Here is a 26,929-nt window from a genome sequence, read left to right on the forward strand (position 1 = left end):
TTCTCTTTTTGCAGTCCGTTACAGGCCCTTTGGCACGGGCTCATCCCGTCCGATAAAGGCGCCCTGTTGTTTCAACGTTTCCTGCAATTTTTCAACCGGTATGTCACGCGGGATCCGGTTTCCGGACAAGGCCAGCGCGGCCGCGGAACCGGCCGCCTCCCCCATCACGAAGCAGGCGCCGGAGACACGCGCCGCCGACTGGCCCTCATGGGTCATGGAGGCGCAGCGGCCGGCGACCAGCAGATTGTCTACGCCCTCAGGCACCAGCATGCGATACGGCAATTCGTTGTAGCCGCGCGATTCGGGGATCGGCGGGAAGGTGAAGACGACATCACCCGGCACATGGGCCTCGATCGGCCAGCCATTGACGCCGATGGAATCCTCGAACGAGGCACAGCCGAGCACATCCTCGCCGCTGAGCTGGTAACCACCCTTGATGCGGCGCGTCTCGCGGATGCCGAGCTGCGGCGGCAGGTCGACGATGTAGGACTTTTCAAAGCCGGGCACCGTGCGCAAGAACTCAAAGGCGGCGAGCGCCTGCTTGCGGCCCTCGATCTCACCGCGGGTGAGATCATCGGGCTCGACACCGTTGATGGCATGGCCATCTTCACGCGCGACTTGCGTAAAATTGACCCGCCATTCGATGCCGGATTTCTGAGGCCGCACGATCGCGCTCTTGCGCGGGAATTTGTGGGTGCCGGCGGCGGTCGCCGCTTCCATCAATTGCGGGATCGTCCGCCAGGCATCGCCCGCCCTTGCGGGATCGATGCCGTTGAGACGGAGCATCATTGACGGATACATGGGATGACCATGCTCGTCGCCGATCTCGAACGGCGCGCCGGCCCAGACCGCGAGATCGCCGTCGCCGGAGCAATCGATGAAGATTTCCGCGCGCACCGCCCGCCGGCCGGCCTTGGTCTCGACCATCAGCGCTTCGATGCGGCGATCAGCACCCATCACAACGCCAGCGCCGAGCGCATGGAAGAGCATGTGCACCTTGTGGCCGGCGAGCAATTCGTCCGCCGCGATCTTGTAGGCCGCGGTGTCATAGGCCTGCGCAAAGACCTTGCCGAGGATCAGATGCGGCGCATTGAGGCCGTTCAGATGGTCGATCCGCGCCAGCAGATCGGACGCCATGCCCTGCACCAGCCGGACGGCTTCGCCGTAGACATTGCCGTGCAGGCCACAGAAATTGGTGACGCCGGCCGCGGTGCCCATGCCGCCGAGAAAGCCGTAGCGCTCGATCAGTAGCGTCTTTCGACCGGCGCGCGCGGCTGAGGCCGCAGCGACAATGCCGGCCGGGCCACCGCCGAGCACGACGATCTCGTACTCGCCATAGAGCGGCACCTGCCGTGCCGGTTCATTGATCGTCATGGCCCGCATGGCGCGTCCTTCCCAAAATCGCTTGCTTGGGGACGACTATGAATTAACGCGCAGAGGGCTACAATCCACCAATACATGCGATCAGCTTTCTCGATTCGCGAAAGGTCGACATGGACATCCTGGTGAACCTTCAGGCCTTCCTCGCCACCGCTGACGCGTCAGGCTTCTCGGCCGCCGCGCGAAAGCTGAATGTCTCAACGTCAGTGGTGGCAAAACGCGTCACGCAGCTCGAATCGCGGATCGGCACGCCGCTGTTCCACCGCTCGACCCGGCAATTGCGGCTGACCGAAGCCGGGCAACGCTACGTGCATCGCGCCCGCGGCGTCGTCACTGATGCCACCGACCTGCTCTCGCGCATGGGCGAGAAGGGCCACGACCTCGTCGATCACCTCCGCATCAAGGCGCCGACCTCGATGACGGTGGCGCGGCTTGCCGATGCCTTCAGTGCATTCCAGACGCAAAACCCGCGACTGAAGCTCGAGATCGTGCTGATCGATCGCCCGGTCGATCCCGTCAGCGAGGGTTTTGACATCGCGATCGGCGCTTTCCCGCACTCCTTCGGCGGCGTGGTCGACGAGCCGCTGGTGCCGTTGAAGCGATTGCTCTGTGCTTCGCCAGCTTACTTAAAGAAGCACGGCGCGCCAAAACATCCGCGCGATCTCGTCGAGCATCGTTGCCTCAGCTTCATGCCGACGGGCCCCGAATGGGTGTTTGACGGGCCGCGCGGCCGCATCACCATCCAGGTCAGCCCACTGCTCTCGTCGAATGAGGGGCATGTGCTGGCGCGCAGCGCGATCGCCGGCAACGGCATCGCGCTGATGTCTCATTATCTCGTCGCGGACGCCTTGCGCGACGGCACGCTGAAACCGGTGCTGCTTGACTTTCCGATTCCGGAATTGTGGGTGAAAGCCGCCATTCCCGAACGCCGGCGCAACGCCGCCGCGGTGCAGGCGCTGCTCACGCTGCTCAAAACGTCACTCGCGCCGTCGCTGTGAATTGCTGCGCCGTAGCCCGCATCGAGCGAAGCTCAGCCTTTGCCGCCTCCCCACGTCGCCGCCCGCTTCTCGGCGAACGAGGCCAGTCCCTCCGCCGCCTCGGCGCTCTGGCGCTTGAGCGAATGCAGCTGGACGAGCCGCGTATAGGCCGCATCGTCCACCGCCATGCCACCGAACGAGCTCTCCAGTGCCAGCCGCTTGGTCTCGGCCAACGCTTCCGGCCCGTTGGCGAGCAGTTGCTCGACCACCTTGCTGCCCGCGGCTTCGAGATCGGCCAGCGGCACCACCTCGTGGACGAGGCCGATGCGACGGGCGTCCTCGGCGCCAAAGCGTTCGCCGGTCAGCGCGTAACGGCGGACTTGCCGCACACCAATGGCGTCGCAGAGCTGTGGGATGATGATCGCGGCAGTCAGGCCCCAGCGTACCTCGGTGATGGAAAACAGGGCGTTGTCGGCGGCGATCACGACGTCGCAGGCGGCAATCACGCCGGTGCCGCCACCGAAGCAGCCGCCCTGCACCAGGGCCACGGTCGGGATCGGCAAGGTGTTGAGCCGCTGCACGGCCTCGAACGTCGCCCGCGATGCCGCTTCGTTGGCCTCAGGCGATTGTGGCCGCACGCCGTTGATCCATTTGAGGTCGGCGCCGGCCTGGAAATGCTTGCCATTGCCCTTGAGCACGACGACGCGAAGATTCGGCTTCTTGCCCAGATCGTCCATGGCCACGAGCACGCCTGATATCAGGGCGCCGTCATAGGCGTTGTTCACCTCCGGCCGGTTCAACGTGACGGTCGCAACCCCACGCTCATCAAGGGTCCACAGGACGGGGCTGGCAGTCATCGGCGATCCTCCGGTCATTCTGATGGCGCGCACTATGGCCGAGGCAACGCATTCCGATCCATATCTTTCCAGCGTGGGGCGGTCGCGCCCATCGCATGGCGGCTTGTGTCATGCTGGCGCCGGGCAAGACCAAAGAGATCAGGGACGGGACATCATATGCGCATCTGCATTTTCGGCGCGGGCGCCGTCGGAAGCCATCTCGCGGTCAGGCTCGCCCGCGCCGGCCACGAGGTCTCGTGCGTCATGAGGGGCGCGCATCTGGAGGCGGTGCGGGCCAACGGCCTGAAGCTACGCGTCGGTGATTCCGAGGTTTCGGCCAAGGTGAACGCCTCTGGCGATCCGGCCCAGCTCGGCCCGCAGGACGTCGTGATCTCGACGCTGAAAGCCACGGCGTTGACAGGGCTCGTCTCCAACATCAAGCCTCTGCTCCAGGACGACACTGCCATCGTGTTCGCGCAGAACGGAATTCCCTGGTGGTACGGTATCGGCCTGCCGCCGCGGCACCCGACACCGCCGGATATCAGCTTCCTCGATCCCGGCGGACGCTTGCGCGCCTGCATCCCAAAGGAGCGGATCATCGGTGGCGTCATCTTCTCCTCGAACGAGGTCACTGCACCGGGCGTGGTGCAGAACCTCACCCCGGACCGCAATCGCCTCTTGATCGGCGAATGCGACGACCGCAATTGCGACCGAATCACAAAGCTCCGCGGCGTCTTCAACGATGCGCGGCTGGAATCGCCGCCCGTGGCCGAGATCCGAGAGGCGATCTGGTCAAAGTTGCTGACCAACATGTCGCTGTCGGTGCTGTGCCTGCTGACAGGCCAGACCGCGCGCGGCGTCCGCGACGATCCGGCCTTCACTGAAGTCATCCCGCGCATGCTGAACGAGGCCAACGACATCGCCCAGCACTTCATCCCCGAGGTCAAGCGCGCCACGCGCAGCGGGCCCGCCCCCAATCACAAGCCGTCGCTGCTGCAGGATTACGAGCTCGGCCGCGCCATGGAGATCGACGTGCTGGTGAGGGCGCCCGCCGCCTTCGCGCGCACCGCCGGCCTGTCGACGCCGACGCTCGATCTGATCGCCGCGCTCGCGATCCAGAAGGCGCGCGACAAGGGGCTGTACTCGGCCTGAGTGTCAGCCGAGTTTGTCGATCCAGCCCGCGAGCGTGTCGAGCACCTCGGCAAGCGCCTCGTCATTGGTGCGACCGGACTTCTTCAGCACCGCGAAGGAGTGATTGCCGCCTTCGATCTCATGCAGTGTCGCCTTCGCCCCGAGCGCTGCAACGACTGGCCTGAGCAGGCCGAGATCGGCCAGCCCATCGCGCGTACCTTGCAGGAACAGCATGGGGATCTCGACATGGGCGAGATGTTGGGCGCGCTCCGTCGACGGCTTCTTGTCGGCATGCAGGGGAAAGCCGAGGAAAGCGAGCCCTCTGACACCTGGAAGAGCCGCCTTCGACTGCGCCTGCGATGTCATACGGCCGCCGAACGACTTTCCGCCGGCGACGAGCTTCAATCGCGGGCACAGTCGCGCAGCCTCCTCCACCGCCGCGCGGATGGTGGCATGCGCGACCGCCGGCTGATCGGGACGGCCCTGCTTGTTCTCCGTATAGGGAAAATTGAAGCGGAGCGTCGCGATGCCGCGCTCTGCGAGGCCCACTGCAATCTTGTCCATCGACGCATGCCGCATGTCCGTCCCGGCGCCGTGCGCCAGCACGCAGCAGGCGCGCGCATTGTCCGGCTGCATCAGGATCGCCGAGACTGGGCCGATGCGTTCGATGTCGAGCTTGAGCTCTTTGATTTTGACGGCTTGGGTTTTGACAGCCACAATCAACCATCCCAACAGACGCTGCTACGGTCGCCTTGGTAGCGTCACCGGCGCAGCCTGAAAACACAATAATTGCGGCGGCCCACTGGCCTACCAACCGGGAAGCCGCATCAACCGAGGATAATCATGTCCTACCGCTCCTCCTGGATGACCGAAGAGCTCGAAATCTTCCGCGACCAGTTCCGGAAATATCTCGCCAAGGACCTGGCGCCGCATGCCGAGAAATGGCGTGAGCAGAAGATGGTCGACCGCTCCGCCTGGCGCGGTCTCGGCGAGATGGGTGCGCTGCTGGCAAGCGTGCCGGAGGAATATGGCGGGCTGGGCGCGACCTTTGCCTACGACGCGGCAGTGCTTGACGATCTCGAGAGCACGGTGCCGGAGCTGACGACGGGCGTCTCCGTGCACAGCGCCATCGTCGCCCATTACATCCTCAACTACGGCTCGGAGGAGCAGAAGAAGCGCTGGCTGCCGAAGATGGCGTCAGGCGAGATGGTCGGCGCCATCGCCATGACCGAGCCCGGCACCGGCTCCGATCTGCAAGCCGTCAAGACGACGGCGAAGAAGCAGGGCAATTCCTACGTCATCAACGGCCAGAAGACGTTCATCACCAACGGTCAGGCCGCCGATCTCGTCGTCGTGGTCGCACGCACCGGCGAAGCCGGCGCCAAGGGGATCTCACTGATCGTGGTCGAGACCGAAGGTGCCGAGGGGTACAAGCGTGGCCGCAACCTCGACAAGATCGGCCTGCATGCCTCCGACACCTCGGAGCTGTTCTTCGACAACGTCACCGTGCCGCCGGAAAACCTGCTCGGTAAGGAGGAGGGCCAGGGCTTTGTCCAGCTGATGCAGCAACTGCCGCAGGAGCGCCTCGCGCTCGCGGTCGGCGCCGTCGCCTCGATGGAGCGCGCCGTCAAGCTCACCACCGAATACACCAAGGAGCGGAAGGCCTTCGGCAAGCCGCTGATGGATTTCCAGAACACCGCCTTCACGCTCGCCGAACGCAAGACGGAAGCGATGATCGCGCGCGTCTTCGTCGACTGGTGCATCGAGCGCCTTGTCGCCAAGGACCTCGACACCGTCACCGCGTCGATGGCGAAATATTGGTGCTCGGACAAGCAGGTGCAGACCGCCGACGAATGCCTCCAGCTGTTCGGCGGCTACGGCTACATGCAGGAATATCCGATCTCGCGCATCTTCATCGATTCCCGGATCCAGAAGATCTATGGCGGCACCAACGAAATCATGAAACTGTTGATCGCGCGGTCGCTGTAGCGCCTACCGCGCTCTCCAGTCGCGCGGGCGACAGCCGAAGCGCTGCTTGAAGCGCCGCGTGAAATGGGAGAGGTCCGAAAAGCCCCAGTCGAAGGCGATGGAGCCGATCGCGTGGCCCGCTTTCGCGGGATCGTTCAAGTCCCGTGCTGCACCGTCCAGCCTGCGGTCCATGACATAGTCCGAGAACGTGGTGCCCGCGCGCTCGAACAGCTTATGCACGTAGCGCTCGCTGATGCCGACGGCGCCGGCGACTTCGGCCACAGTCAGCCCCTGCTCGGAGAGACGCTCATGCACGGCGCGGCGAAGCGCGAGCGCCGTCGCGTCGGCAAAGCTGGCGGCCTCCGCGGTCTGCGCGCGCGAGCGGCGGGAAAGGCTCAACGCGACGAGGTCCAGCAGCACGCCGAACAGCCTGGCGGCTTCGCCTTCCGTCATCCGCAGCGCGCCGGCATTCAGCGATCGCGCCGTCTCGACGATGAGATGACCGACGAAGGGGTCGTCCGACACGCGCTCGACCCTGAAGTCGAAGGATGGCGGCAGCCGGTCGCGCAGCTCGCGCGAAGGCACCCAGAAGGATGCAACCTCCAGCCTCGGCCCGCGATCATGCAGAAGCTTCACTTCACGGTCGCTGTCGCAGATGCCGACCTGGCCGCGCGACAGGCTGACGTCGCGACCGCCCTGGACCACGCGACAGCGGCCGGCGAGCTTGAAGTTCAGATAGAAGCAGCTTTCGGTCGACGCCGCGATATCCGCACGCGAGCGATGCACGGTATGCTCGGGAAAGACCACGCGGTTGATCGCGCCATTGCCGATCTTGATCGCCTCGACCTTGGCCGGAAAACGTGAGGTCGTTGCCGATTCCGGCGTCAGGTTCATGAACGCCTGGCAGATCGCCTCGCGATAGTAGGAGAACTGCTCCTCCGGCCGCGTTGCCCCGGTGTCCCAGACCAGATGCCGGGGCCGACTTTCGGAAGTGAGCTGCGCCATCAGTTCGCTCCAAGACCAATCCGGTTCAGCGTCAGACAAGCGGGAAATGGTCCGCCGGTTCACACTTCGCACAACAAAAATTGTACGCCGCGTCTCGCGAGCGCCGCAAAAGACCCAGCTCGTACCGATCTAACCAGCCTTCCGAGGGAGCTACAACATGTCGACCTACGTTCTCGTCCATGGCGCCTGGCACACCGGTGTCGAGTTCGAGCCCGTCGCAGCGCCGATCCGCGCCCATGGCCATCAGGTCTACACGCCCACCATCAAAGGCAACCGCCCGGGCGACGCCAAGACGACAGGGCTGAAGGAGGCGATCCAGTCGATCGCCGATTACCTTGCCGAAAACAACCTCAAGGACGTCATCCTGGTCGGCCATTCCTATGGGGGCATGGTCATCACCGGAGTTGCAGACCTCGCCGCCGATCGCATCCGGCGGCTGGTCTACTGGAATGCCTTCGTGCCCAACAACGGCGAAAGCCTCAACGACATGGTGCCGCCGCACTATGTCGGGCTGTTCGATGCCATCGCGGCCGAACGCGGCGATGGCTCGGTGGTGCTGCCGTTCCCGATCTGGCGCGAGGCATTCATCAACGATGCCGATCTCGCGCTGGCACAAAAAGCCTATGACATTCTCAATCCGCACCCGCTTGCGACCTTCAGCGACAAGATCGCACTGAAGGCGAATCCGGCCGAGATGCAGCTGGCGAAGTCCTATATCAACTGCACCGAGGACACCGCGCTGCCGCACAGCCATGGCTGGCATCCGCGGCTTTCGGAAAAGCTCGGCCTGTTCCGCCTGGTGCAGGTGGCGGGCAGCCACGAGCTGTGCTTCTCCGATCCGGCGCGCCTCGCGAAGGCGATCATGGAGGCGGGACGCGACTGATGCGCGCGCTCAGTTCGGATGCCACCAGCGGCCGCCGATGACGACGCCTTCGGAGACAATCTTCCTGTCGCCGATGAGATGCTCACCGACGACGTCCTCATAGTCGAACTGGCCTTGCTTCACCGAAATCAGCGTGGCATCGCCGACGCTGCCGGGCTTGAGGCTGCCGAGCTCGGGCCGCCGCAGCGCCATCGCGGCATTCTCGGTCGACGCCTTGATCACCTCCGACAGCGACATGCCCATGCACAGGAATTTCGACATGGTCGTCACCTGGTCGAAGGCCGGGCCGTCGATACAGAGCTGATGGATGTCGGAGGAGATGGTATCAGGATAGAAGCCGTTGGCGAGCATGGCACGCGCGGTCTTGAACGCGAACGAGCCCTTGCCGTGGCCGATGTCGAACAGCACGCCGCGCTCGCGCGCGTCCAGCACCGCCTTCTTCACCGTACCCTGCGCAGTCGCCGGCGAATTCGGGAAAGGCCGGAATGCATGGGTGAGCACATCGCCCGGACGCAGGCGGGCGAGCACCTCTTCATAGGTCGGCGGCGGATGGTCGATATGCGCCATCAGGGGCATGCCGACCTCATCGGCAACCTGAACCGCGATATCGAGCGGCACAGCACCCGAGGTGCCCGAGGAATGCAGCCCTACCCGCACCTTGATGCCGACGATGACGTCGCGGTTCGCGTCCGCCACCTTGGCCGCCTCGATCGGGTTCATCAGCCGCAATTCCTCGCTCTCGCCGACCATGATCCGGTGCGAGAAGCCGAAAATGCCGGCATGGGAGACGTGCAAATACGCGAGAATGCGGACCTGGCTCGGCTCGATCACATGCTTACGGAAGCCTGCAAAATTGCCGGGACCGGCGCTGCCGGTGTCGACCGAGGTGGTGACGCCGGATTTACGGCAGAACTCTTCGGCATCGATGCCGAGCGAGGTGCCGCCCCAATAGACATGGGTGTGGAGATCGATCAGCCCGGGGGTCACGATGAACTGCGAGACGTCGCGTACTTCGGTCGCTGGATCCGCCTTAAGCCCGGAGCCGACCGCGGCGACCTTGCCACCCGAAAATGCGACATCCGTCACGGCATCGAGCTTCTGGGAGGGGTCGATCACCCGCCCGCCGCGCAGGATCAAATCGAAAGGCATCGTCATCTCCGGATCAGGCAAACATCGACCGGGCTGAGAGGTGCACTTCCAGCCCGGCCGCCTCTGTTAGCAATTTTCACACCGGCGAAGCAAATCAACTGCGCTTAGTGCCCGTTCGTTCTGCGATCCGCCTTCGGCGCCTCGCGCGAAGAGGAAGGCCATGAGGTCCAGCTTTCGTACACGCACCTGGACCGCTATCATTTCCCGCTGGGATCACGAGTCAAAGCGGTTCACGATGAGGGGCTAAGCTTCGAGATGGTTTCAATCGGGAGAGGCACCATGTGGCAGGGCCTGGTCGCCTGCCTCGCATCAGTTCTAACAGCAGCGGCGGCACTCGCTGCTGACCAGCCGGGAGACATCAAGGGCAAGACGCTCGAACCGACCCCGGAAAATCTTGCGGCCACTTGGGCAGGAGCCAGCCTCGTCCTGCCAGCGGCAATGGCTGGCGGCCACCGCTGGCAGGGCCTCGCCTCAGCGGCTCCCGAGGTCGCTGGTAAGGCGCCGTTGGTCGTGCTGTTGCATGGATCGAGCGGCGTCGCACCTGCCATCAAGGATTTCCAGATCTGGCTTGCCGACGCGCTCGGGCTCGCCTCGGTTGCACCCGACAGCCTGGCGATTCCAGATCGGCTGACCTACACGTCGCCGGTCTCGGTCGATATTTATGAACGCGTTCACACGCTACGCCTCGCCGAACTCGAGTATGCGCTGAACGCCTCCAAATCGTGGGCCTGGGTGGACCCCGCCCGGATCGTGATCGCCGGCACCAGCGAGGGTTCGGTCGCAGTGAGCCGCTATGCAGGTCCAGTCAGCACGGCGCGACTCATCTATTCGTGGTCGTGCGAGGCAAACTACTTTGTCGATCGTCCACGTCCGGGCTTCGGCCCCGAGGAGCCGGTCTTCAACGCGATCTCTGCGCGTGATCCCTATTTCTCGCCGAGCAATCCCTGGAACAAGGACTACGCCGTCACTGGCAACTGCGGTGGTGCGCTGAAGGGAAATCCGCACGCAGCGGTCCTCGTCGTGGACGCAAACGTGCACACCATCCTCAATCGGCCTGACGTGCATGAGGCGACATCACGCTTTCTCACAAGCGTCCTGAAGCCGTAATGGCGATCCCGGCATGACTCGAACATGCGACCTACGGTTTAGGAAACCGCCGCTCTATCCGGCTGAGCTACGGGACCGCGGAACCCACCGATAAGGCAGGTTGCCTGGAGGTGTACATATCAAAGCGAGGGCCGAATCGGAAGCCCTCCGCTCAACAACAAGCTGCCGATCAGGACTTCCCGTAAGCCCCCTGATAACGGCCCTCGCGGATCGCCTTCAGTGTGTCGTCCTCGCGCTTGACTGGACACGTACCGCCTCCAGCAGGGTCGCGGCGCCGGCGGCGGGAAACGACACCACGCCGTCCCCGTCGCCGACCACGATGTCGCCGGGCGAGATCACGCTGCCGCCGACGGTCACGGGCACGTTGATCTCGCCGGGGCCGACCAGCTCGAGCGCGCGGTGGATGGCGAGATTGCCACCGGGCCGGGTGCGCACCGTGAAAGCGGCGCCCACCAGCTTGCCGCTGCGAGGATAGGGCTTGAACCCGACCGCGCCCGGCAGCCGGCTGAGATTGTCAGAAATGATCGAGGTCGGCGCATTCCGAAAGCCCTCGATGATATCGGCGGGCGGTTTCGGCACGCTGTTCGCTGCGATCGTAATCGTCATGGAGTCTGGTCCTTGTGATGTCTTATTCGGCGTGCGCCCGCGCCTTTGCCGGCATGATGCGGAAGGCGCGCCCTTCCTTCATCCACGCCGCGCGCTCGTCGCGCAACAGCGTGCGGCGGACCTTGCCGGAATCGTCTCGCGGCGGTGCGTCGACGACCTCAAAGCTCTCCGGGTGCTTGTAGCGGCTGAGCCTGTCCTTCAGGAAGTCCGCCATGCCGTCCGCAATGGCCTGGCCATCCGCGTTCCCCTCCGGCTCGATGATCGCATGGACGCGTTGGCCGAGCTCCGGATCTGGCAAGCCCACCACCACGCAGGAGCGCACGCCCGGACATTCGGAAACGGCGGCCTCGACTTCGGCCGGATAGATATTGGCGCCGCCGCGCAGCACCATGTCGGCGAGACGGTCGCCGAGATAGAGATAGCCCTCGGCGTCCAGCCGACCGATATCGCCGAGCGATTCCCAGCCGTCGGCGCGACGCTTCGGCTCGGCGCCGAGATAGTGATAGGTGGCATCCTTGCCGTCATTGTTGAGGAAGTAGATCTCGCCGGTCTCGCCCGTCGCGACGTCGTTGCCGTCCTCGCCGATAATGCGGAGCTTCGCCGTCTCGCCGATCTTGCCGACCGAGCCCTTGTGCGTCAGCCATTCCGTGCCTGATATGATGCAGGCGCCCTGCCGCTCGGTGCCGCCATAGAGCTCCCACACCCTCTCCGGCCCAAGCCAGGCGATCCAGTTCTCCTTCAGCCAAGACGGCATGGGAGCTGCCATGTGAAACACGGTCTGAAGGCTCGACACGTCATAGGCATTGCGCACGCTCTCCGGCAGCGCCCAGATCCGGTGCATCATGGTCGGGACGAAATTGACCCATTGCACGCGCTCGCGTTCAATCTGCCGCAGCGTCTCCTCGGCGTCGAACTTGACGAGGCCGGTGAGCTTGCCGCCGCCGAACAGCGCATAGTGCGATACGATGAATGGCGCATTGTGATAGAGCGGGCCCGGATTAAGCAGTGAGGCGCCGAACGGCATGTTGAGCGCCGGCGCTGCCGCCGTGTCGGTCACCGCAGGATTGTGATCGAGGATCACCTTTGGGCGGCCGGTCGAGCCGCCTGAGGTCATGGCCTTCCAGTAGCGCGCCACCGGCGGATCGATCTGCTCGTCGGAGAAACCGTCCGGCGCGAAATCCGCGGGCAGCCGGTTCGGTGCGTTCCAGTCGGCTTCGCCGCCGACCACCAGCGCCGGCTTCAGGATGTCGAGCACGGCTGCGGCTTCGCCGCGCGGCAGCCGCCATGACAGCGAGGTCGGCGTTGCCCCGCATTTCCACACCGCAAACGTGGTCTCGAAAAATGCGTTGCCGTTCGGCAATCCGATCGCGACAAAGTCGCCGGGCTTGACGCCCTTGGCTGCAAACGCCCGCGCGCGCCTGTTGGCACCGCGCTCGAGTTGGTCCCATGTCAGCCTGTCCTGCCCATGCTGGACGGCGATCGTGCCCTCTGGTTTGCGTTGCGCATACCAGCGCGGCACATCGGATAGGGGCAGCAGCATCGGGCGTTTCCACTTCGTGTTCTTGGCGTCGCCTCAGAGCGAAGCGCGTCGCAAAACGAAGTGTAACAGCCGGAGGCCACCCTTCAAGCATCCGCCTTCAAGCATCTGCCTTCAAGACGTCCAGATCAACGCTCTGCGCCGCAGCCCGGGATATCGAACAGCGCGGCGAGGCCGCATTTGGAGGTCAGCATCTTGTCGCCGTCATGCCCGACGCCGGCGACGTCCCACACCCTGTGATTGGGCGTGCCGTGACCGCGCTTGGCCATCGCATCGGCATAGGCATGACCGCGGGCGTAGCGATTGGGGCCTTGCGCCTCGCCCATGCAGCTCTTGTCCGCCGCGGGCTTGGTGTCGAGCGCGCCGAGCAGATAGATGACGTCACGCTCGACATAGCGCTGCTCCAGCGCGGCCGGAGTCGCGTCCGCCAGATAAGGCGGCCGCCCGTCCATGCCGTATTTCCAGACATTGTAGCCCTGGCAGGACGCGGCAATCGCCGGCACCGGCCGTTCGCCGCTGAAATAAGCATAGGACGACGGATTGGCGACGACGTAGCGAACGTCGATATGCTGACGCGATAGTGCCGCCTCGCCCTTACCGGCGATGGCGTAGCGTTGCGCGACCTGGCCGCCGCCGGAATGGCCTGAAATCACGACCTGCTTCAGGTTCGGGAAGATGCGCCGGTCGGCGAGTTTTGCCAGGATCGCATCGAGCGCATCGAAGGAAGAAACCGGATGCGGCGCGAGCGCGGCATCGCCGCCCTCCCATCCCGCCAGCGACCAGCGCAGCATGTCGGCGGGCAGCTTGTGCGCGTCGATATCGACCTGCGCCAGGAACTGCGGCACGATCATGAGCGCACTCCTGCCGTCGTCGCCGGCAGCGACCTGCGCGGTATGGGCAGAGATGTAATATTCGTCCGCATTGCGCAGGCGACCATGCAGCACGATGACGGCGCGCGAGATCGCAGGCAGCGGCATCGACCAGTCGCTGGAGAGATAAAGCGGCAGTAGTCCCTGGCCGCCAACCGAGAGCCGCGCATCGGCCACGATCTTTACCGGCTTGTCGTTAGGGACCTCGTCCTCCGCGGCCGGCGCGCGGCCGCAAACCATCACCAAAGCGATTGCGGCCATCCAGCTCAGCGCTCTCATGGCGAACATGTCCCTGTCGCATCAAACCGATAAAATTCTATGCGCATCATGTGCCGGGCGGCTGTGACTCCCGAGCCACGTCAAGCAAAAAATGTCAGCAGCCCAGCCATGAAATTCCCCGGTTCCATGGGTGACAAGCCGGCGAGAAAGAGGCAAAAATCGGCCACGACTCAGTTTGGGTTGAGTTTTGCAAGGAATGCTCTCGTAGAATGTCGATTGTGGTTGCATCGCGTCGCGCGGCGCCGTTCCTCGTTGCCGCAGCAGGAGTTTTTCTGCTGGCGTTGCCGCATGCCCACGCGCAATGGTGGAAGCGCGCGCCTGTCGATTTCGAGGAATGCGCCGACGCCGCCGAAAAATCCGCAAGCAAGGCCGAAAAGACCGCAGCACTTGCCGACTGCAATGCAAAGTTCGCGGGCCGGCGCAAGGCAGGCGGCGGCTACACCTATTACGACTTCCTCCAGGACCGCAGCTTCGACATCGCAGGCCCCAATCCGACGCCGGAAGAGCAGAAGAAGATCGACGAGTCCTACACCGCCTATCTCGCCGATCAGCGCCGCAGCAATGAAGCGGCACAGGCGACGGCGCGACAGCAGCGCGAGCAGCAGGAACAGCAAGCGCAGCAGCTTCAGCAAGTCGCGCTGCGAACCGAGGTCGAGCGCGTGCCCGTTCCTGTCGAGCGGCCGAAAGTGTTGCGACAGAAAGGCGCGCCCTGCACCAAGGGCTCGTTCTCCTGCGAATGGCCACGCCTGTCGGAAGGTTTGAGCGAGTTGAAGAAGCTGTTCAACCCGACACCCAGCAAGCCGGCGAAGAAGGGCTGAGATAGCCACCGCGCACTGCGCTGTCATCCCGGACATGCGAGCCTTGGCAACGCGTAGCGTTGTCCGGGGCGGAGCGCCGATTCAGGGCGACAATGGAGTGCGCTGCTTCAGTTCGCGTGCTTCTTCTTGCTGCGCTTCGGTGCAGCGGCTGGGGCAGTCGTGGGTGTTGTCGGCGTCTGTGAATTCTCAAGCGCCTTGCGGCTCTCCTGCAGGCGCGCGTCATAGCCAGGAGAGTTCATGACAGTCGGCGGCCTCGCGTAAGCGAGCGTCGACGCCTCGCAGAGCGAGACCAGCGCAAGCCCCATTAAAAGACAACGCCTCATCGGTTCCTCCATCTGCGGTCAAGCCACACCGCGAATTTGCTGCGGCGAAAGGCGCGGCGGGCCTTTGCCTGACGTTTCCACCTCCTTGATCAGCGCAACAATGCGGCGCATCAGCGGCACATTGACGTTGTTCTGCTCGGCGAGCGCGATGACCGCGCCCTGGAGATAGTCGATCTCGGTCTTGCGGCCCTGCTTCAGATCCTGCCACATCGAGGAGCGCGCCTGCGGATCGATCTTCATCGTGCGCCCCAGGATTGCGTTGAAGACCATGTCGGGCAATCGCAGCAAGGTCGGCATCCAGTTCGGCGGGATCGGTGTCGCCGAGGCCGGCGTGATGCCGGCGGCCTTGAGCACGGCGAGGCCCTCAGCCATCTGGTCCGCGAACAGCCGTCGCCAGTCACGGCTTGCCAGTTGGGCCGCGAGCGGCATGTCGGACAGCGCGCTGAGCGCGTTGTTCAGATTGATGATCAGCTTGCCCCATTGCACGCCTGTGATGTCGCGGCTGCCACGCATTGTGAGACCGGATACCGAGAGCGCCGCCGCCGTGTTCTCCACGTCTTCGCCGACAATGATGTCGCCCGAGGTCGAGCGGTGGAAACGCCCCTCGCCCATCGCGACCACGTTGAACGGCACCATGCCGGCGAGCACACGGCGTCCGCCGAGACGCTCGTTCAAAATGGCAACGTTGCCGACGCCATTCTGCAACGACACGATCACGGCATCCTGCGGCGCGTGCTGCGCGATCTGATCAGCGACATCAGCCGTGTCGGCGCTCTTGACCGTGACAAGCACGATGCCCGCGCTGTGGAAGATCGCAGGATCCTCCGACAGCGCTACCCGGCCGGCACCCAGCTTCGTCTCGGCCCCGTCGAAATCCGTCAGCCGCAGGCCGAACCGCTCGATCTCGGTCTTCACCCGTGGTCGCACCAGCAGCGCGACCCGGCGATCGGCAGCCGCCAGCATGCCGCCGACAAAACAGCCGATGGCGCCCGCGCCTGCCACCACGATCGGTCGATCCGTCCCCACCTGACTTGCTCCCTGAATGACCGGCTTTCGATAGCAGAGCCGGCAAGCGCAGGCGAGGGCGCCTGCCCATTGCAGCCAAGGAGCATCTGCCTTGTAACCGTCATCAGAGCCCCATATGTTTTCGCTCCGGGGGCGCTGTCAGCGGCGAGAGCTCGCTGAACGAGAACGCCAAAGGAGAGCACCATGGGTCTACTCGATGTCCTCAACGGCATGCAGAACGGACCGCGCGGCCCGAGCACGCCGAGCTCACAATCATCCTCCGGCGGCATGTCACCGATGACCATGGCGATCCTCGGCCTGCTCGCCTGGAAGGCATTCAAGCATATGACCGCAGGCCAGCCGAACGCAGCACCACAATCGGCACCGACTCCCGTGCCCCCGCCCGTGAATGCGGGACCTGGTGGTGGTCTTGGCGGAGGTCTTGGCGGTGCTCTCGGCGGCGGCGGTGGCCTCGGTGATGTCCTCAAGGGCGGCCTCGGCGGCCTGCTCGCGGGCGGCGCGGCCGGCTCCGTGCTCAGCGGCGGCCTCGGCGATCTCCTCAACCAGCTCCAGCAGGGCGGCCATGGCGAAACCGCGAATACCTGGGTCGGCAAGGGCGAGAACAAGCCGATCGCGCCCGGCGATCTCGCCAATGCGCTCGGCGCTGATCAGATCCAGAACCTGTCGGCGCAAAGCGGCCTGTCACGCGACGAACTGCTCTCCGGCCTCAGCCAGTACCTGCCGCAGGTGGTCGATCATTTGACGCCGGACGGACGGCTGCCGACCGAGAACGAGCTGTCGGGACGAATTTAGCTGAAGTTGAATCGACGCCTACGCGGCAAGGGGAGCACTGACATGAGCATGGGCGGCCTGTTGTGGATCATCATCGTCGGCTTCATCGCCGGCCTCATCGCGCGTTTCCTGGCGCCGGGACCGAACAACCCGAGCGGTTTCATCCTCACCACCATCCTCGGCATCGTCGGCGCGTTTCTGGCGACCTTCATTGGCCAGGCCATCGGCCATTACGGCCCGGATCAGGGCGCGGGATTCATCATGGCCACCATCGGCGCGGTGGTGGTGCTGTTCATCTGGCACCGGCTGGTTTCGAGCGGCGTGATCAAGGGGTAGTGCTTGAGCGCGGGGAAGAGGCGCGCTACCGCCTGACACTCCGTCGTCGTCCCGGCCTGCGCCGGGACGACGACTGTGTTGGTGGCGCAAGCGGAGTGCGCAATCACGTAACCAAATGCATCCCCGCATCCATGCGCACGACCTCGCCGGTCATGTTGCTGGAGGCCGGCATCGCCAGGAAGCAGACGAGCTGCGCGATGTTCTCGGCTGAAGAGGCGACCTTCAGCGGCACCTTTGCGATCACGCTGTCGCGCACCTGTTTTGCCTGCTCCTCGCCGCGGCCTTTCGTGAACCAGGGCGTGTCGATATAGCCGGGGCACACCGTGTTGACGCGGATCAAGGGCGCCAGCGCACGCGAGAGCGACAGCGTCATCGTGTTGAGCGCGCCCTTGCTCGCAGCATACGCGATCGACGAGCCGACGCCGCTGATGCCGGCGACGGAGGAAATGTTCACTACAGCCGATGGGCGCCCCGACGCGTTTGCAGCGGCCTCGAGCAGGCTGCGCGCCGCACGCACCATCTGGAACGGGCCGATGGTGTTGACGCCGTAGAGCCGCTGGAAATCTTCCGCCGAGAGCCCTTCGAGATTGCCATGGGCGACGTGCTTGGTGGTGCCGGCATTGTTGACGAGGATGTCGAGCTTGCCCCAGCCGCTCGCGGCCGCGACGATTCTGCGGCAATCGTCATCCTTCGAGACATCGCCCTGCGCAACCAGCACTTCCGCAGCGCCGGCCTTGCGGCACGCTTCCGCCGTGGCCTCGGCTTCCTTCTGGCTCGAGGAATAGTTGATGACGAGCCGCGCTCCGGTCGCTGCGAGAATTTCCGCGGTCGCAGCACCAAGGCCGGATGCGGACCCTGTCACGATTGCGCACAAACTGTCCTTGGCCATCCGGATTTCCTTCCCCCGTGTTGAATCTGGCGCCTTGTTTAGCGAGTTTGCCGCGCGCTGCAAATCGAGCAAACTCCGCTAAGCGGAATTAGTCCAGATCGATCCTTTTGCCTATGCCGGCGCCGCAGATAGGCCTGCGATCAACGCTTGTCAGGGCCATGGCTTTTTCGGATCATCGGGCGCAAGAAGAGATCGCGCGCCGCCCCCTTGGGCAGGACGCGCCAATGGCAAAACACGGGGAACGCTGTGGCGGAGAGTGACAATATCGTCGTCGAGACCGCGGAAAAAATCTTCGCCGATCTCGCCGATCCGCAGACCATCAACAACGACAAGAAGGGCTCATGGCAGGCGCCGCTGTGGCAGGCGCTCAGCGAAGCCGGCTTGCCGCTGTCGTGGGTGCCCGACGATCTCGGCGGCTCCGGCGCCAGCCTCGCCGACGGTTTTGCCTTGTTGAACGCCGCCGGCCGCTTCGCTGTCGCGGTTCCCCTGGCAGAAACCATGCTCGCGGGCTGGCTGCTGGCGCAGGCGAAGATTGCCTCGCCCGAAGGCGAGATGACGGTGCTGCCGGCCTCGCCGAAGGATCGCATCACCGTTGATGCCGACGGCGCGCTCTCGGGCCGCTGCCGCGGCGTGCCCTTTGCGAAAGCAGCCAAGCATTTTGCGGTGCTGGCGCATGGCAAGGACGGTGTCGCGGTTGCACTTGTGGATGCGAGCAAGGCGCGAACAGAGTCCGGCCTCAATGTCGGCTACGACCACAGCGATACCGTGACGCTCGACAAGGTCCAGCCTATCACCATCAAGGCCGCGTCTGGCGTCGACCAGACCAATCTGATGCTGATGGGCGGCGTCGTGCGCAGCCTGCAGATTGCGGGCGCGCTGGAATCGATGCTCGATATCTCCGTGCGCTATTCCAACGAACGCGTCGCCTTCGAGAAGAAGATCTCGAAATTCCAGGCGGTGCAGCACAACCTCGCGCGTCTCGCCGGCGAATCCGCCGCTGCGCTTGCTGCCGCGACATCGGCGGCCGACGCCATCGCGAACGCGAAGAGCTTCGACGACGAGGTTTATCTCGAAGCCGCCGCGGCAAAAATCCGCTGCGCGGAAGCTGCGGAAAAGGGCGGGGGCATCGCGCACCAGGTTCACGGCGCGATCGGGTTCACCATCGAGCACATCCTGCACCGCTTTTCGCTACGTGCGCTGGCTTGGCGCGACGATTTCGGCTCGGAAAGCTACTGGGCCGTCGAGCTCGGCAAGCTGGTCGCGAGCCGTGGCGCCGACGAATTGTGGCCGCTCGTGGCTTCGCGCTAACAAGGACCGAGACACATGACCGCTGCGCTTCGTTTCGATCCGATCCGCCTGCCCGAGAAGTGCGAGCAATTGCGCAAGGAAGTGCGCGCCTTCCTCGCAGAGGAGATCGCCGCCGGCACCTTCGATCCGCACAAGCCCAACCGCGAAGACACCGACGTGCCGGAATTTTCCCGCAAGGTCGGCGCCAGGGGCTGGCTCGGCATGACCTGGCCGAAGAAATATGGCGGCCAGGAGCGCTCCTTCCTCGAGCGCTACGTGGTGACCGAGGAGATGCGCGTCGCCAATGCGCCGACGCGGCGCTTCTTCGTCGCCGACCGCCAGAGCGGGCCGGTGCTGCTGAAATACGCGCCTGAACATATCAAGATGGACATCCTGCCGCGCATCTGCCGCGGCGAGATCTGCTTTGCGATTGGCATGAGCGAGCCCAACTCCGGCTCGGACCTGTTCGCTGCGAAGACGCGCGCGACAAAGACCGACGGCGGCTACCTCATCAACGGCACCAAGATTTGGACCTCGTCGGCGCACATCGCCGACTACATGATCGCGATCTTCCGCACCTCGCCGCCGACCAAGGAAAATCGCCGCCACGGCCTGACCCAGTTTCTGGTCAAGATGAAGCAGCCGGGCATCAAGGTGAACCCGATCGGCCAGATCACCGGCCAGTACGAGTTCAACGAGGTGGTCTTCACCGACTTCTTCGTCCCAGACGATCACGTGCTCGGTGAGGTCGACGGCGCCTGGAAGCAGGCGACATCGGAGCTCGCCTATGAGCGTTCGGGTCCGGAGCGCTTCCTCGAAACCTATTACGTGCTGACCGAGCTGGTCCGCGCGGTCGGCCCCAATCCGGACACGCGCAGCGCCGAAGGCATCGGCCGGCTCGTGGCGCAGCTCCACACCATGCGGCGCATGTCGGTGTCCGTCGCGGGCATGCTGCAAGCCGGCAAGGAGCCGGTGGTCGAGGCTTCCATCGTCAAGGACATCGGCACGGTCTGGGAGCAGCAACTTCCGCACCGCGTGCGTGATCTCGCCGCCTTCGTCGAGGAGACTGCGACCAATCGCGAGACGCTGGAGCGGCAGCTCGATTTCGCCATCAAGACCGCACCGAAACTCACCATCCAAGGCGGCACCACCGAGGTGCTACGCGGCATCATCGCCCGCGGATTGGGCCTGCGCTAAACCTTCGAGGACATCATGAGCACCTACAAAGATATCGGCGTCGAGAAGGTCGGGCACGTCGGCACCATCGAAATCCGCCGCCCGCCGCTGAACTTCTTCGACATCTCGCTGATCAACCAGATTGCCGATGCGCTCGATGAGTTCGACCGCGATATCGAGATCCGAGCCTCCGTTCTCTCCGCGCAAGGCAAGGCGTTCTGTGCCGGCGCCAATTTTGGCGATCCCGCGCGGCAGGCACAGGAAGCGCAGGAGGCCGAGAAAAAGGCCAAGGGGGACCCGGCCGACAGTCTCGGCCCGATCAACCATCTCTACATCCAGGCCGTGCGCATCTTCCGCGCCAAGAAGCCGATCGTTGCCGCCGTGCAGGGCGCGGCCATTGGCGGCGGCCTCGGGCTAGCCGTTTCAGCGGACTTCCGCGTCACCTGCCCCGAAGCGCGCTTCTCCGCGAACTTCACCAAGCTCGGTTTCCATCCCGGCTTCGGCCTGACGACGACGCTGCCTGAGCTGATCGGCAAGAACAACGCCGAGCTGATGTTCTACACCAGCCGCCGCGTCACCGGCGAAGAGGCCTACAAGTGGGGCCTCGCCAACGAGCTGGTGCCGCAGGATCAGGTCAAAGCGGCCGCGATGAAGCTCGCCGGCGAGATTGCAGAATGCTCGCCCCTCGGCCTGCTCTCCACCCGTGCCACGATGCGCGCAGGCCTCGCTGACCGCGTGATGGCCGCGACTAATCACGAGCTCGCCGAACAGACCCGCCTGCGGGCGACTGAGGATTTCAAGGAAGGCGTGAAGGCGACAGAAGAACGTCGCGTGGCGAATTTTAAGGGGCGGTGATTGCGCTTTCTACGGCTCTTCGCGGCTAGCTCAACCCGTCATCCTAGGTGCGAGCAGCGCGGTGCACAGCACCGTGCTGGAAGCCTCGAAGGATGAACGGCCCGGCCTGGTGGCCGTCGCCCTTCGAGGCTCGCCGCAGAGGCGAGCACCTCAGGGTGACGGATTCCTAAAATCAACCAACGCGGAACGTCACGCCGCCCAGCAGGAATTCGTTGCCCGCAACTGCGAGCCCCTTTTCCCTGGCTGCATGCAGCACGCCCGCGACGTCAGCCACCCGAAACTCCAGCGCGCTCATGATCTCGCTGGCGCCCTTCACGAAACGGAAGGTTGCGTTAGGCAGCTTCAATTCGGCGTCGCCGCTAACTGCAACCCCGATGATCTTACCCCAATGCGTCGCCAGGCCGTGAGGGTCGGGGCTCTGCATCTCCACCGCCGTCAACGCCTGCGTCACATCCTTGCGGATGTAGTCTTGCCAGTCGGGCCCGGCCGGCGGATAGGCACCCAAAATGTCGTCGCTGCCCTCGGTGTGGTTGAACTCGATAAAGGCCGCGCGGCAATCGCGGGGGTGGAGCTGGACGCCGTGATAGGGCGCGTGGTCGATCACGTTGGCGGTGCGCACGCCAAGCGCGTTGGCGTTGCGGCCGCGCTCATCCGGATCGTTGCAGCAGAAGATCGCCATGTAGCCGCCGCGGCCGCCGGTCTTCTCGATAAAGCGACCGGCCGTGGTGCCGTCCTTGAACGGCGCGACCACCTCCAGCAGGATCGTATCGACCGGGAGCAGCGCGTTCTCCAGGCCGTATTTGGCGACATTGCCGTCGCGATAACAGACGGAAAGGCCCATGATCTCAGAAATATCTGAGATGACAGGCGCGAGCTGCGGCGCGACCAGACAAATCTGCCGCAGCCGCATATAGGGCGCCATCGTCATGCGCCCTTGAAAGCCGGCTTGCGCTTCTCGACGAAAGCCTTCGCGGCCTCCTTGTGATCCTCGGTGTCGCTGCAGCGGGTGTGGTGGATCGCCTCGCCGTCGAAGCAATCCTCCAGCGGAAGATGCTCCGCGTTGTTGATGTTACGCTTGATGAAGCCGAGCGCGATCGACGGCCCCTGCGCCAGCGACATCGCGAGCTCGTGCGCGGCAGTGTCGATCTCGGCGTCGGGCACGACCCTGGTCACCATGCCGATCGCATGCGCTTCCCTGGCGGTCAGCACTGGCGAGGTCAGATAGAGCTCGCGCGCCCGCGCGCTGCCGAGCAGCTGGGTCAGGAAATACGTGCCGCCGTAATCGCCGGAGAAGCCGACCTTGGCGAAGGCGGTCGTGATCTTGCAGGATTCGGAGGCAACACGCAGATCGCACGACAGCGCCATCGACAGACCGGCGCCGGCCGCGGCGCCGTCGAGCTGCGCCACCACAGGCTTCGGCATCTGGTGCAAAATGCGCGAGACCTCCATGCCGCGGCGGAGATTCGCAAGCTTCTGCTCGAACGGCAGGGGTGCGCGGCCGGCCGCCATCGACTTGACGTCACCGCCGACGCAGAACGAACCGCCAGCGCCCTTGAACAGCACCGCGCGCACCTCGGGATCGTCGGCCGCGCGCCGCGCCGCCTCGACCAGCCCTGCGACCATCTCGGGATTGAGCGCATTCTTCCGCTCCGGCCGGTTCATGGTGATGGTGAGCAGCCCGCCTTCGAGCTTTTGCAGGACCATGTCGTTCATGGGGCGTCTCCCTTGTTGTTTGTTTGACCGGGCTGTTACCACACTCGTCATTGCGAGCGAAGCGAAGCAATCCAGGAATGCTTCTGCGGAGGCAGTCTGGATTGCTTCGTCGCTGCGCTCCTCGCAATGACGGTGACTATTTCTTCACCAGCGGACAGCGCGATTGCTCCAGCGACTGGAACGCTTCGCTGCCGGGCACGGTGGCGAGCAGCTTGTAGTCGTCCCAGCGGCCTTTCGATTCCGACGGCTTCTTGACCTCGAACAGGTACATGTCGTGCACCATGCGGCCGTCCTCGCGGATCTTGCCGTTATGAGCGAAGAAGTCGTTGATCGGCGTGTCCTTCATCACCTTCATCACCGCGGCCGCATCCGTCGTGCCCGCCGTCTTCACCGCCTTCAGATAGTGCATGACGGAGGAATAGACGCCGGCCTGCGCCGAGGTCGGCGGCCGCTTGACGCGTTCCTGAAAGCGCTTCGAGAAGGCGCGCGTCTCGTCGTTCATGTCCCAGTAGAAGGCTTCGGCCAGTAGCAGGCCCTGCGCGGTCTCAAGCCCGATCGAGTCGATGTCAGTGACGAAGGCCAGCAGCGGCGAGACCTTCTGGCCGCCTTTCATGATGCCGAACTCGGCCGACTGCTTGATGGCATTGACGGTGTCGCCGCCGGCATTGGCGAGCCCGATCACCTTGGCTTTCGAGGCCTGCGCTTGAAGCAGGAACGACGAGAAATCCGACGTGTTGAGCGGATGGCGCACGCTTCCGAGCACCTTGCCGCCGGTCTTGGTGACGACGGCGCTGGTGTCCTTCTCCAGATCCTGGCCGAAGGCATAGTCGGCGGTGAGGAAGAACCAGGTGTCGAGGCCCGACTTCACGGCTGCGAGGCCGGTCACATTGGCCTGCCCATAGGTGTCGAACACGTAGTGGATCGTGGTGGGCCCGCAGGCCTCGTTGCTGAGACGGATCGAGCCCGGGCCGTTGAAGATGATGATCTTGTTACGCGCCTTCGCGATCTCACCAGCGGCAAGCGCGGTCGCGGAGGCCGCGACGTCGTAGATCATCTCGACGCCCTGATTGTCGAGCATGTCGCGCGCGATGTTGGCGGAGAGGTCGGCCTTGTTCTGATGGTCGGCCGCCAGCACCTGGATCTTGCGTCCGAGCACCTCGCCGCCGAAATCTTCCACCGCCATCTTGGCTGCGGTCTCGCTGCCGGGGCCGGTGATGTCGGCATAGAGGCTCGACATGTCGAGGATGCCGCCGATCTTGAGGGGAGGCTTGTCCTGGGCCTGCACAGCGCTCGCGCTGAGGGCAAACGCGGCGGCAAAAATGCCCGACAAAATCGACTTCATTGAAAACAACCTCCCTTGATCGCCTTGCTCTGAATGGCGGCTTGATCTTGCTATTCCCGCAATCATGCCGCATGCGCGAGAGCGCAGCAAGCGCGAGGCGCGTCACGAGAGCACGATTGGCGCGCGTGTTTTCCGCAAAGCGGAATGGTGGGATGCGAACAAATGTCTCCACGTCATTGCGAGCGCCTTGTCCGCCATAGCTCGAAGAGCGACGGCGGAAGCGAAGCAATCCAGAATCCCACCGCGGAGAGACTCTGGATTGCTTCGTCGCTTCGCTCCTCGCAATGACGGAGTGTGAGGAAACGTCTTCGCGACCCGATACACTTGGGGTAAAGCTAGAGCACAACGCAACCTCTCCGGGTCTCGTGACGCAACGGCTTCACCTTATCGTCGGATTGTTTCTCTTCGCCGGTCACCCCGCGTTCGCGACGCCGTGCCAATTCGAAGCACAAGGCGAGGGCCGGGTCGCGGCGGTCACCGATGCTCACAGCGTGCGTCTCGATGACGGCCGCGAAGTCCGTCTCACCGGCGTCGAGGCGACGGCAACGACCGGGCAGGCGCTGACCTCGCTGCTCGTCGGCCGCCATGTCGTCCTGCGCGGCACCGATGACACACCCGACCGCTATGGTCGCCAGGACGCATTGGTATTCATCGGCGAGAGCGACATCTCGGTTCAATCGATGCTTCTCGCCCAAGGCGATGCCCTCGTCTCGGCCGAAATCTCCGACAAGGATTGTGCTGCTGCCCTGATGGCGTCGGAGGCTGAGGCGCGGCGCCAAAAAAAGGGCAGCTGGGCTGACCCGTCGGCCATAAAAAACGCGGAAAGTCCGGACGATATTTTGGCCGGGATCGGGCGCTTTATGGTGGTCGAGGGCAAAGTCCTGTCGGTCCGGCAAGCTGGGGCAATGACCTACCTCAACTTCGGACGGAACTGGACACACGGCTTTGCGGTGACTATTTCAAAGCGCAATCTGCCGGCGTTCGAAAACGCCGGAATGCCCCTTAAGTCCCTGGAAAATCGTCGTATCCGCGTTCGGGGCTGGGTTGAGGGGACTGCGGGGCCGCGTATCGACGTACGTCTCTTGGGACAGGTTGAATTGCTGGGCGCAAACGAGCCTATTGGGGTAAGGCCTTAAGATAGGGCCGGGCACGGGTTAAGCGACGTGAATGGGGTGCTAGAACAGCACAAGAAGGGCGAAGCACGCCGCCTTCGGGCTGCGCCGGCAGCGCTTTGCCTGCTGCTGGGCACGGGCCTGGCCGGTTGTGGCGATATGGGCCGGTTCCAGACGGCAGCGACCCCGGCAACCGTGGCGATGCCCAAGCCGAAACCGGCTGTCGCCCAGACCCCCGCTACCGAAAAGGAACACGAGCGCATCCTGGCGAGCTATGGCGGCACTTACGACGATCCCAGGCTCGAATCACTGGTCAGCAAGACTGTCGACCGCCTCGTTGCCGCTTCCGATCGCCCTGATCAGGGCTACAAGGTCACCATCCTCAATTCCGGCGCTGTGAACGCCTTCGCGCTGCCGAACGGCCAGCTCTACGTGACCCGCGGCCTGCTGGCGCTGGCCAGCGATACCTCCGAATTGTCCTCCGTGCTCAGCCACGAGATGGCGCATGTGCTGTCCAAGCACGCCGCGATGCGCGAGGACCAGGCCCGCCAGGCCGCGATCGTCACCCGGGTCGTCACCGACATGAGCACCGACCCTGATCTGACCGCGCTCGCGCTCGCCAAGACCAAGCTCACCATGGCGAGCTTTTCGCGCAACCAGGAATTCGAGGCTGACGGCATCGGCGTCGGCATCTCCGCCAAGGCGCATTTCGATCCCTATGGTGCGGCCCGCTTCCTCTCGGCGATGGAGCGCAATGCCGAGCTCAAAGCTGGCAAGAGCTCGCTCGATCCTCGCGCGCAGGATTTCACCTCGTCCCATCCGGCAACGCCCGAACGCGTGCAGAACGCGCAGATGATCGCACGGCAATATGTGGCGCCCGAGGGCGCCGAGCGCGACCGCGAGAGCTATCTCGCCGCGATCGACAACCTGGTCTATGGCGAAGACCCCAGCGAGGGCTTTGTCCGCGGCCGGCGTTTCCTGCATCCGAAGCTCGGCTTCACCTTTCAGGCGCCTGATAATTTCACGCTCGACAACACCGCACAGGCGGTGATCGGCGTGCGCGAGGGCGGCTCGCAGGCGATGCGCTTCGACGTCGTGCGCGTGCCGGCCGAACAGTCGCTCGGCGACTATCTGAATTCCGGCTGGATGGAAGGCGTCGAGAAGGCCTCCACCGAAGACCTGACCATCAACGGATTCCCGGCCGCGTCCGCCACCGCCAAGGGCGACCAGTGGCAGTTCAAGGTCTATGCGCTGCGCTTCGGCAGCGACGTCTATCGCTTCATCTTCGCCACGCGGCAGAAGTCGACCGAGAGCGAGCGCAATGCGCGCGAGACCGTCAATTCATTCCGCCGCCTGACCCTCGAGGAGATCCAGGCCGCACGTCCGCTGCGCATCAAGGTCATCACGGTGCAGCCCGGCGACACCGTGGAATCGCTGTCCCACCGCATGGCAGGCGTCGATCATCCCGCCGAACGCTTCCGCGTGCTGAACGGGCTCGACCGCACCGCGCAGGTGAAGGTCCGCGACCGCGTGAAGATCGTGACGGACTGAGGC

General features: G+C 64.3%; 26 protein-coding genes, 1 tRNA gene and 1 pseudogene. 13 read left to right on the forward strand and 15 right to left on the reverse strand.

What is annotated here, in order from left to right; all coding sequences use genetic code 11:
• Positions 1 to 18 precede the first annotated feature (18 nt).
• The gene (locus XI06_RS43195; protein WP_237890847.1) at positions 19 to 1,383 is read right to left on the reverse strand and encodes an FAD-dependent oxidoreductase; all 1,365 of its coding nucleotides are present in this window, start codon (positions 1,381 to 1,383) and stop codon (positions 19 to 21) included.
• A 110-nt stretch (positions 1,384 to 1,493) separates the two neighbouring features.
• On the opposite strand from XI06_RS43195, the gene XI06_RS43200 reads away from it, so the two are divergent.
• Positions 1,494 to 2,378 (forward strand): LysR family transcriptional regulator, encoded by an 885-nt coding sequence (locus XI06_RS43200; protein ID WP_271608067.1) that lies wholly within the window; start codon positions 1,494 to 1,496, stop codon positions 2,376 to 2,378.
• A 32-nt stretch (positions 2,379 to 2,410) separates the two neighbouring features.
• Here XI06_RS43200 and XI06_RS43205 read toward each other — a convergent pair whose 3' ends face one another.
• Complete coding sequence (locus XI06_RS43205) at positions 2,411 to 3,214, reverse strand: enoyl-CoA hydratase-related protein (RefSeq protein ID WP_237859993.1); 804 nt, start codon at positions 3,212 to 3,214, stop codon at positions 2,411 to 2,413.
• Between the two features lie 156 nt (positions 3,215 to 3,370).
• Between XI06_RS43205 and XI06_RS43210 the strand changes: the two genes are divergently transcribed.
• Positions 3,371 to 4,345, forward strand: coding sequence for a ketopantoate reductase family protein (locus XI06_RS43210; protein ID WP_271608068.1), 975 nt, complete (start codon positions 3,371 to 3,373; stop codon positions 4,343 to 4,345).
• Positions 4,346 to 4,348: 3 nt separating this feature from the next.
• On the opposite strand, the gene XI06_RS43215 is transcribed toward XI06_RS43210, so the two are convergent.
• Positions 4,349 to 5,047, reverse strand: coding sequence for an alpha/beta hydrolase family protein (locus tag XI06_RS43215; protein WP_271608087.1), 699 nt, complete (start codon positions 5,045 to 5,047; stop codon positions 4,349 to 4,351).
• Between the two features lie 120 nt (positions 5,048 to 5,167).
• Here XI06_RS43215 and XI06_RS43220 point away from each other — a divergent pair, with 120 nt between their 5' ends.
• Positions 5,168 to 6,313, forward strand: coding sequence for an acyl-CoA dehydrogenase family protein (locus XI06_RS43220; RefSeq protein WP_237859996.1), 1,146 nt, complete (start codon positions 5,168 to 5,170; stop codon positions 6,311 to 6,313).
• Positions 6,314 to 6,316: 3 nt separating this feature from the next.
• Here XI06_RS43220 and XI06_RS43225 read toward each other — a convergent pair whose 3' ends face one another.
• Positions 6,317 to 7,297: a helix-turn-helix domain-containing protein gene (locus XI06_RS43225; protein ID WP_237872162.1), complete on the reverse strand. Its 981-nt coding sequence runs from the start codon at positions 7,295 to 7,297 to the stop codon at positions 6,317 to 6,319.
• A gap of 157 nt (positions 7,298 to 7,454) precedes the next feature.
• On the opposite strand from XI06_RS43225, the gene XI06_RS43230 reads away from it, so the two are divergent.
• Complete coding sequence (locus XI06_RS43230; RefSeq protein ID WP_237859999.1) at positions 7,455 to 8,180, forward strand: alpha/beta hydrolase; 726 nt, start codon at positions 7,455 to 7,457, stop codon at positions 8,178 to 8,180.
• 9 nt (positions 8,181 to 8,189) lie between these two features.
• Here XI06_RS43230 and XI06_RS43235 read toward each other — a convergent pair whose 3' ends face one another.
• Positions 8,190 to 9,329 (reverse strand): amidohydrolase/deacetylase family metallohydrolase, encoded by a 1,140-nt coding sequence (locus tag XI06_RS43235; RefSeq protein WP_237860002.1) that lies wholly within the window; start codon positions 9,327 to 9,329, stop codon positions 8,190 to 8,192.
• A 279-nt stretch (positions 9,330 to 9,608) separates the two neighbouring features.
• Here XI06_RS43235 and XI06_RS43240 point away from each other — a divergent pair, with 279 nt between their 5' ends.
• Positions 9,609 to 10,436 (forward strand): hypothetical protein, encoded by an 828-nt coding sequence (locus XI06_RS43240; RefSeq protein ID WP_271608069.1) that lies wholly within the window; start codon positions 9,609 to 9,611, stop codon positions 10,434 to 10,436.
• Here the strand turns inward: XI06_RS43240 and XI06_RS43245 are convergent.
• The 4 genes and pseudogenes from XI06_RS43245 to XI06_RS43260 form a co-directional block, all read right to left on the reverse strand.
• Positions 10,437 to 10,513, reverse strand: a tRNA-Arg gene (locus XI06_RS43245).
• A gap of 92 nt (positions 10,514 to 10,605) precedes the next feature.
• Positions 10,606 to 11,042, reverse strand: a pseudogene (locus XI06_RS43250) (hypothetical protein).
• Positions 11,043 to 11,064: 22 nt separating this feature from the next.
• Complete coding sequence (locus tag XI06_RS43255) at positions 11,065 to 12,582, reverse strand: AMP-binding protein (protein ID WP_271608070.1); 1,518 nt, start codon at positions 12,580 to 12,582, stop codon at positions 11,065 to 11,067.
• A 125-nt stretch (positions 12,583 to 12,707) separates the two neighbouring features.
• The gene (locus XI06_RS43260) at positions 12,708 to 13,727 is read right to left on the reverse strand and encodes an alpha/beta hydrolase (RefSeq protein ID WP_271608088.1); all 1,020 of its coding nucleotides are present in this window, start codon (positions 13,725 to 13,727) and stop codon (positions 12,708 to 12,710) included.
• A 209-nt stretch (positions 13,728 to 13,936) separates the two neighbouring features.
• On the opposite strand from XI06_RS43260, the gene XI06_RS43265 reads away from it, so the two are divergent.
• Positions 13,937 to 14,545: a hypothetical protein gene (locus XI06_RS43265; RefSeq protein ID WP_237860006.1), complete on the forward strand. Its 609-nt coding sequence runs from the start codon at positions 13,937 to 13,939 to the stop codon at positions 14,543 to 14,545.
• A gap of 107 nt (positions 14,546 to 14,652) precedes the next feature.
• On the opposite strand, the gene XI06_RS43270 is transcribed toward XI06_RS43265, so the two are convergent.
• Positions 14,653 to 14,868, reverse strand: coding sequence for a hypothetical protein (locus tag XI06_RS43270; RefSeq protein ID WP_237872166.1), 216 nt, complete (start codon positions 14,866 to 14,868; stop codon positions 14,653 to 14,655).
• 18 nt (positions 14,869 to 14,886) lie between these two features.
• Entirely contained in the window at positions 14,887 to 15,894 is a 1,008-nt protein-coding gene (locus XI06_RS43275; RefSeq protein WP_237872168.1) for a 2-dehydropantoate 2-reductase, read from the reverse strand.
• A gap of 183 nt (positions 15,895 to 16,077) precedes the next feature.
• On the opposite strand from XI06_RS43275, the gene XI06_RS43280 reads away from it, so the two are divergent.
• Together XI06_RS43280 and XI06_RS43285 are read left to right on the forward strand one after the other, a co-directional pair.
• On the forward strand, positions 16,078 to 16,686 hold the full coding sequence (locus XI06_RS43280) for a YidB family protein (RefSeq protein ID WP_271608071.1): 609 nt from the start codon (positions 16,078 to 16,080) through the stop codon (positions 16,684 to 16,686).
• Positions 16,687 to 16,728: 42 nt separating this feature from the next.
• A complete protein-coding gene (locus XI06_RS43285; protein WP_237872170.1) occupies positions 16,729 to 17,001 on the forward strand; it encodes a GlsB/YeaQ/YmgE family stress response membrane protein in 273 nt (90 codons plus the stop codon).
• A 103-nt stretch (positions 17,002 to 17,104) separates the two neighbouring features.
• Here XI06_RS43285 and XI06_RS43290 read toward each other — a convergent pair whose 3' ends face one another.
• Entirely contained in the window at positions 17,105 to 17,890 is a 786-nt protein-coding gene (locus XI06_RS43290; RefSeq protein ID WP_271608072.1) for an SDR family NAD(P)-dependent oxidoreductase, read from the reverse strand.
• Positions 17,891 to 18,136: 246 nt separating this feature from the next.
• Here XI06_RS43290 and XI06_RS43295 point away from each other — a divergent pair, with 246 nt between their 5' ends.
• The 3 genes from XI06_RS43295 to XI06_RS43305 are packed head-to-tail and all read left to right on the forward strand — an operon-like array spanning position 18,137 to position 21,208.
• Positions 18,137 to 19,198 carry an acyl-CoA dehydrogenase family protein gene (locus XI06_RS43295; protein ID WP_237872174.1) on the forward strand — a complete coding sequence of 354 codons (1,062 nt, stop codon included), beginning with the start codon at positions 18,137 to 18,139 and terminating at the stop codon, positions 19,196 to 19,198.
• A 15-nt stretch (positions 19,199 to 19,213) separates the two neighbouring features.
• Complete coding sequence (locus XI06_RS43300; RefSeq protein ID WP_237860018.1) at positions 19,214 to 20,374, forward strand: acyl-CoA dehydrogenase family protein; 1,161 nt, start codon at positions 19,214 to 19,216, stop codon at positions 20,372 to 20,374.
• Positions 20,375 to 20,389: 15 nt separating this feature from the next.
• Complete coding sequence (locus XI06_RS43305; protein WP_237860021.1) at positions 20,390 to 21,208, forward strand: enoyl-CoA hydratase/isomerase family protein; 819 nt, start codon at positions 20,390 to 20,392, stop codon at positions 21,206 to 21,208.
• A gap of 172 nt (positions 21,209 to 21,380) precedes the next feature.
• On the opposite strand, the gene XI06_RS43310 is transcribed toward XI06_RS43305, so the two are convergent.
• The 3 genes from XI06_RS43310 to XI06_RS43320 all read right to left on the reverse strand — a co-directional run bounded on the left by XI06_RS43310 (position 21,381) and on the right by XI06_RS43320 (position 24,263).
• Entirely contained in the window at positions 21,381 to 22,130 is a 750-nt protein-coding gene (locus XI06_RS43310; RefSeq protein ID WP_237860023.1) for a hypothetical protein, read from the reverse strand.
• Positions 22,131 to 22,132: 2 nt separating this feature from the next.
• Positions 22,133 to 22,921 carry an enoyl-CoA hydratase gene (locus XI06_RS43315; RefSeq protein ID WP_271608073.1) on the reverse strand — a complete coding sequence of 263 codons (789 nt, stop codon included), beginning with the start codon at positions 22,919 to 22,921 and terminating at the stop codon, positions 22,133 to 22,135.
• Between the two features lie 136 nt (positions 22,922 to 23,057).
• Positions 23,058 to 24,263, reverse strand: a complete 1,206-nt coding sequence (locus tag XI06_RS43320) for an ABC transporter substrate-binding protein (protein ID WP_237872179.1) — start codon at positions 24,261 to 24,263, stop codon at positions 23,058 to 23,060.
• A gap of 284 nt (positions 24,264 to 24,547) precedes the next feature.
• On the opposite strand from XI06_RS43320, the gene XI06_RS43325 reads away from it, so the two are divergent.
• Positions 24,548 to 25,399, forward strand: coding sequence for a thermonuclease family protein (locus XI06_RS43325; RefSeq protein ID WP_271608074.1), 852 nt, complete (start codon positions 24,548 to 24,550; stop codon positions 25,397 to 25,399).
• Between the two features lie 135 nt (positions 25,400 to 25,534).
• Entirely contained in the window at positions 25,535 to 26,926 is a 1,392-nt protein-coding gene (locus tag XI06_RS43330) for a M48 family metalloprotease (protein ID WP_237861296.1), read from the forward strand.
• Positions 26,927 to 26,929: the final 3 nt, after the last annotated feature.

The organism is Bradyrhizobium sp. CCBAU 11434, from assembly GCF_028128895.1.
Classification (GTDB): Bacteria; Pseudomonadota; Alphaproteobacteria; order Rhizobiales; family Xanthobacteraceae; genus Bradyrhizobium; species Bradyrhizobium zhengyangense.

Excerpts from the sequence above, each read along its gene's own strand:
- XI06_RS43240 (WP_271608069.1), top strand. The coding sequence starts at position 9,609 with ATGTGGCAGGGCCTGGTCGCCTGCCTCGCATCAGTTCTAACAGCAGCG.
- XI06_RS43210 (WP_271608068.1), top strand. The coding sequence starts at position 3,371 with ATGCGCATCTGCATTTTCGGCGCGGGCGCCGTCGGAAGCCATCTCGCG.
- XI06_RS43285 (WP_237872170.1), top strand. The coding sequence starts at position 16,729 with ATGAGCATGGGCGGCCTGTTGTGGATCATCATCGTCGGCTTCATCGCC.
- XI06_RS43320 (WP_237872179.1), bottom strand. The coding sequence starts at position 24,263 with ATGAAGTCGATTTTGTCGGGCATTTTTGCCGCCGCGTTTGCCCTCAGC.
- XI06_RS43290 (WP_271608072.1), bottom strand. The coding sequence starts at position 17,890 with ATGGCCAAGGACAGTTTGTGCGCAATCGTGACAGGGTCCGCATCCGGC.
- XI06_RS43255 (WP_271608070.1), bottom strand. The coding sequence starts at position 12,582 with ATGCTGCTGCCCCTATCCGATGTGCCGCGCTGGTATGCGCAACGCAAA.
- XI06_RS43265 (WP_237860006.1), top strand. The coding sequence starts at position 13,937 with ATGTCGATTGTGGTTGCATCGCGTCGCGCGGCGCCGTTCCTCGTTGCC.
- XI06_RS43205 (WP_237859993.1), bottom strand. The coding sequence starts at position 3,214 with ATGACTGCCAGCCCCGTCCTGTGGACCCTTGATGAGCGTGGGGTTGCG.
- XI06_RS43325 (WP_271608074.1), top strand. The coding sequence starts at position 24,548 with ATGACGGAGTGTGAGGAAACGTCTTCGCGACCCGATACACTTGGGGTA.
- XI06_RS43195 (WP_237890847.1), bottom strand. The coding sequence starts at position 1,383 with ATGCGGGCCATGACGATCAATGAACCGGCACGGCAGGTGCCGCTCTAT.
- XI06_RS43225 (WP_237872162.1), bottom strand. The coding sequence starts at position 7,297 with ATGGCGCAGCTCACTTCCGAAAGTCGGCCCCGGCATCTGGTCTGGGAC.
- XI06_RS43270 (WP_237872166.1), bottom strand. The coding sequence starts at position 14,868 with ATGAGGCGTTGTCTTTTAATGGGGCTTGCGCTGGTCTCGCTCTGCGAG.
- XI06_RS43310 (WP_237860023.1), bottom strand. The coding sequence starts at position 22,130 with ATGGCGCCCTATATGCGGCTGCGGCAGATTTGTCTGGTCGCGCCGCAG.
- XI06_RS43235 (WP_237860002.1), bottom strand. The coding sequence starts at position 9,329 with ATGCCTTTCGATTTGATCCTGCGCGGCGGGCGGGTGATCGACCCCTCC.
- XI06_RS43220 (WP_237859996.1), top strand. The coding sequence starts at position 5,168 with ATGTCCTACCGCTCCTCCTGGATGACCGAAGAGCTCGAAATCTTCCGC.
- XI06_RS43260 (WP_271608088.1), bottom strand. The coding sequence starts at position 13,727 with ATGAGAGCGCTGAGCTGGATGGCCGCAATCGCTTTGGTGATGGTTTGC.
- XI06_RS43230 (WP_237859999.1), top strand. The coding sequence starts at position 7,455 with ATGTCGACCTACGTTCTCGTCCATGGCGCCTGGCACACCGGTGTCGAG.
- XI06_RS43305 (WP_237860021.1), top strand. The coding sequence starts at position 20,390 with ATGAGCACCTACAAAGATATCGGCGTCGAGAAGGTCGGGCACGTCGGC.
- XI06_RS43330 (WP_237861296.1), top strand. The coding sequence starts at position 25,535 with ATGGGCCGGTTCCAGACGGCAGCGACCCCGGCAACCGTGGCGATGCCC.
- XI06_RS43280 (WP_271608071.1), top strand. The coding sequence starts at position 16,078 with ATGGGTCTACTCGATGTCCTCAACGGCATGCAGAACGGACCGCGCGGC.
- XI06_RS43200 (WP_271608067.1), top strand. The coding sequence starts at position 1,494 with ATGGACATCCTGGTGAACCTTCAGGCCTTCCTCGCCACCGCTGACGCG.
- XI06_RS43300 (WP_237860018.1), top strand. The coding sequence starts at position 19,214 with ATGACCGCTGCGCTTCGTTTCGATCCGATCCGCCTGCCCGAGAAGTGC.
- XI06_RS43315 (WP_271608073.1), bottom strand. The coding sequence starts at position 22,921 with ATGAACGACATGGTCCTGCAAAAGCTCGAAGGCGGGCTGCTCACCATC.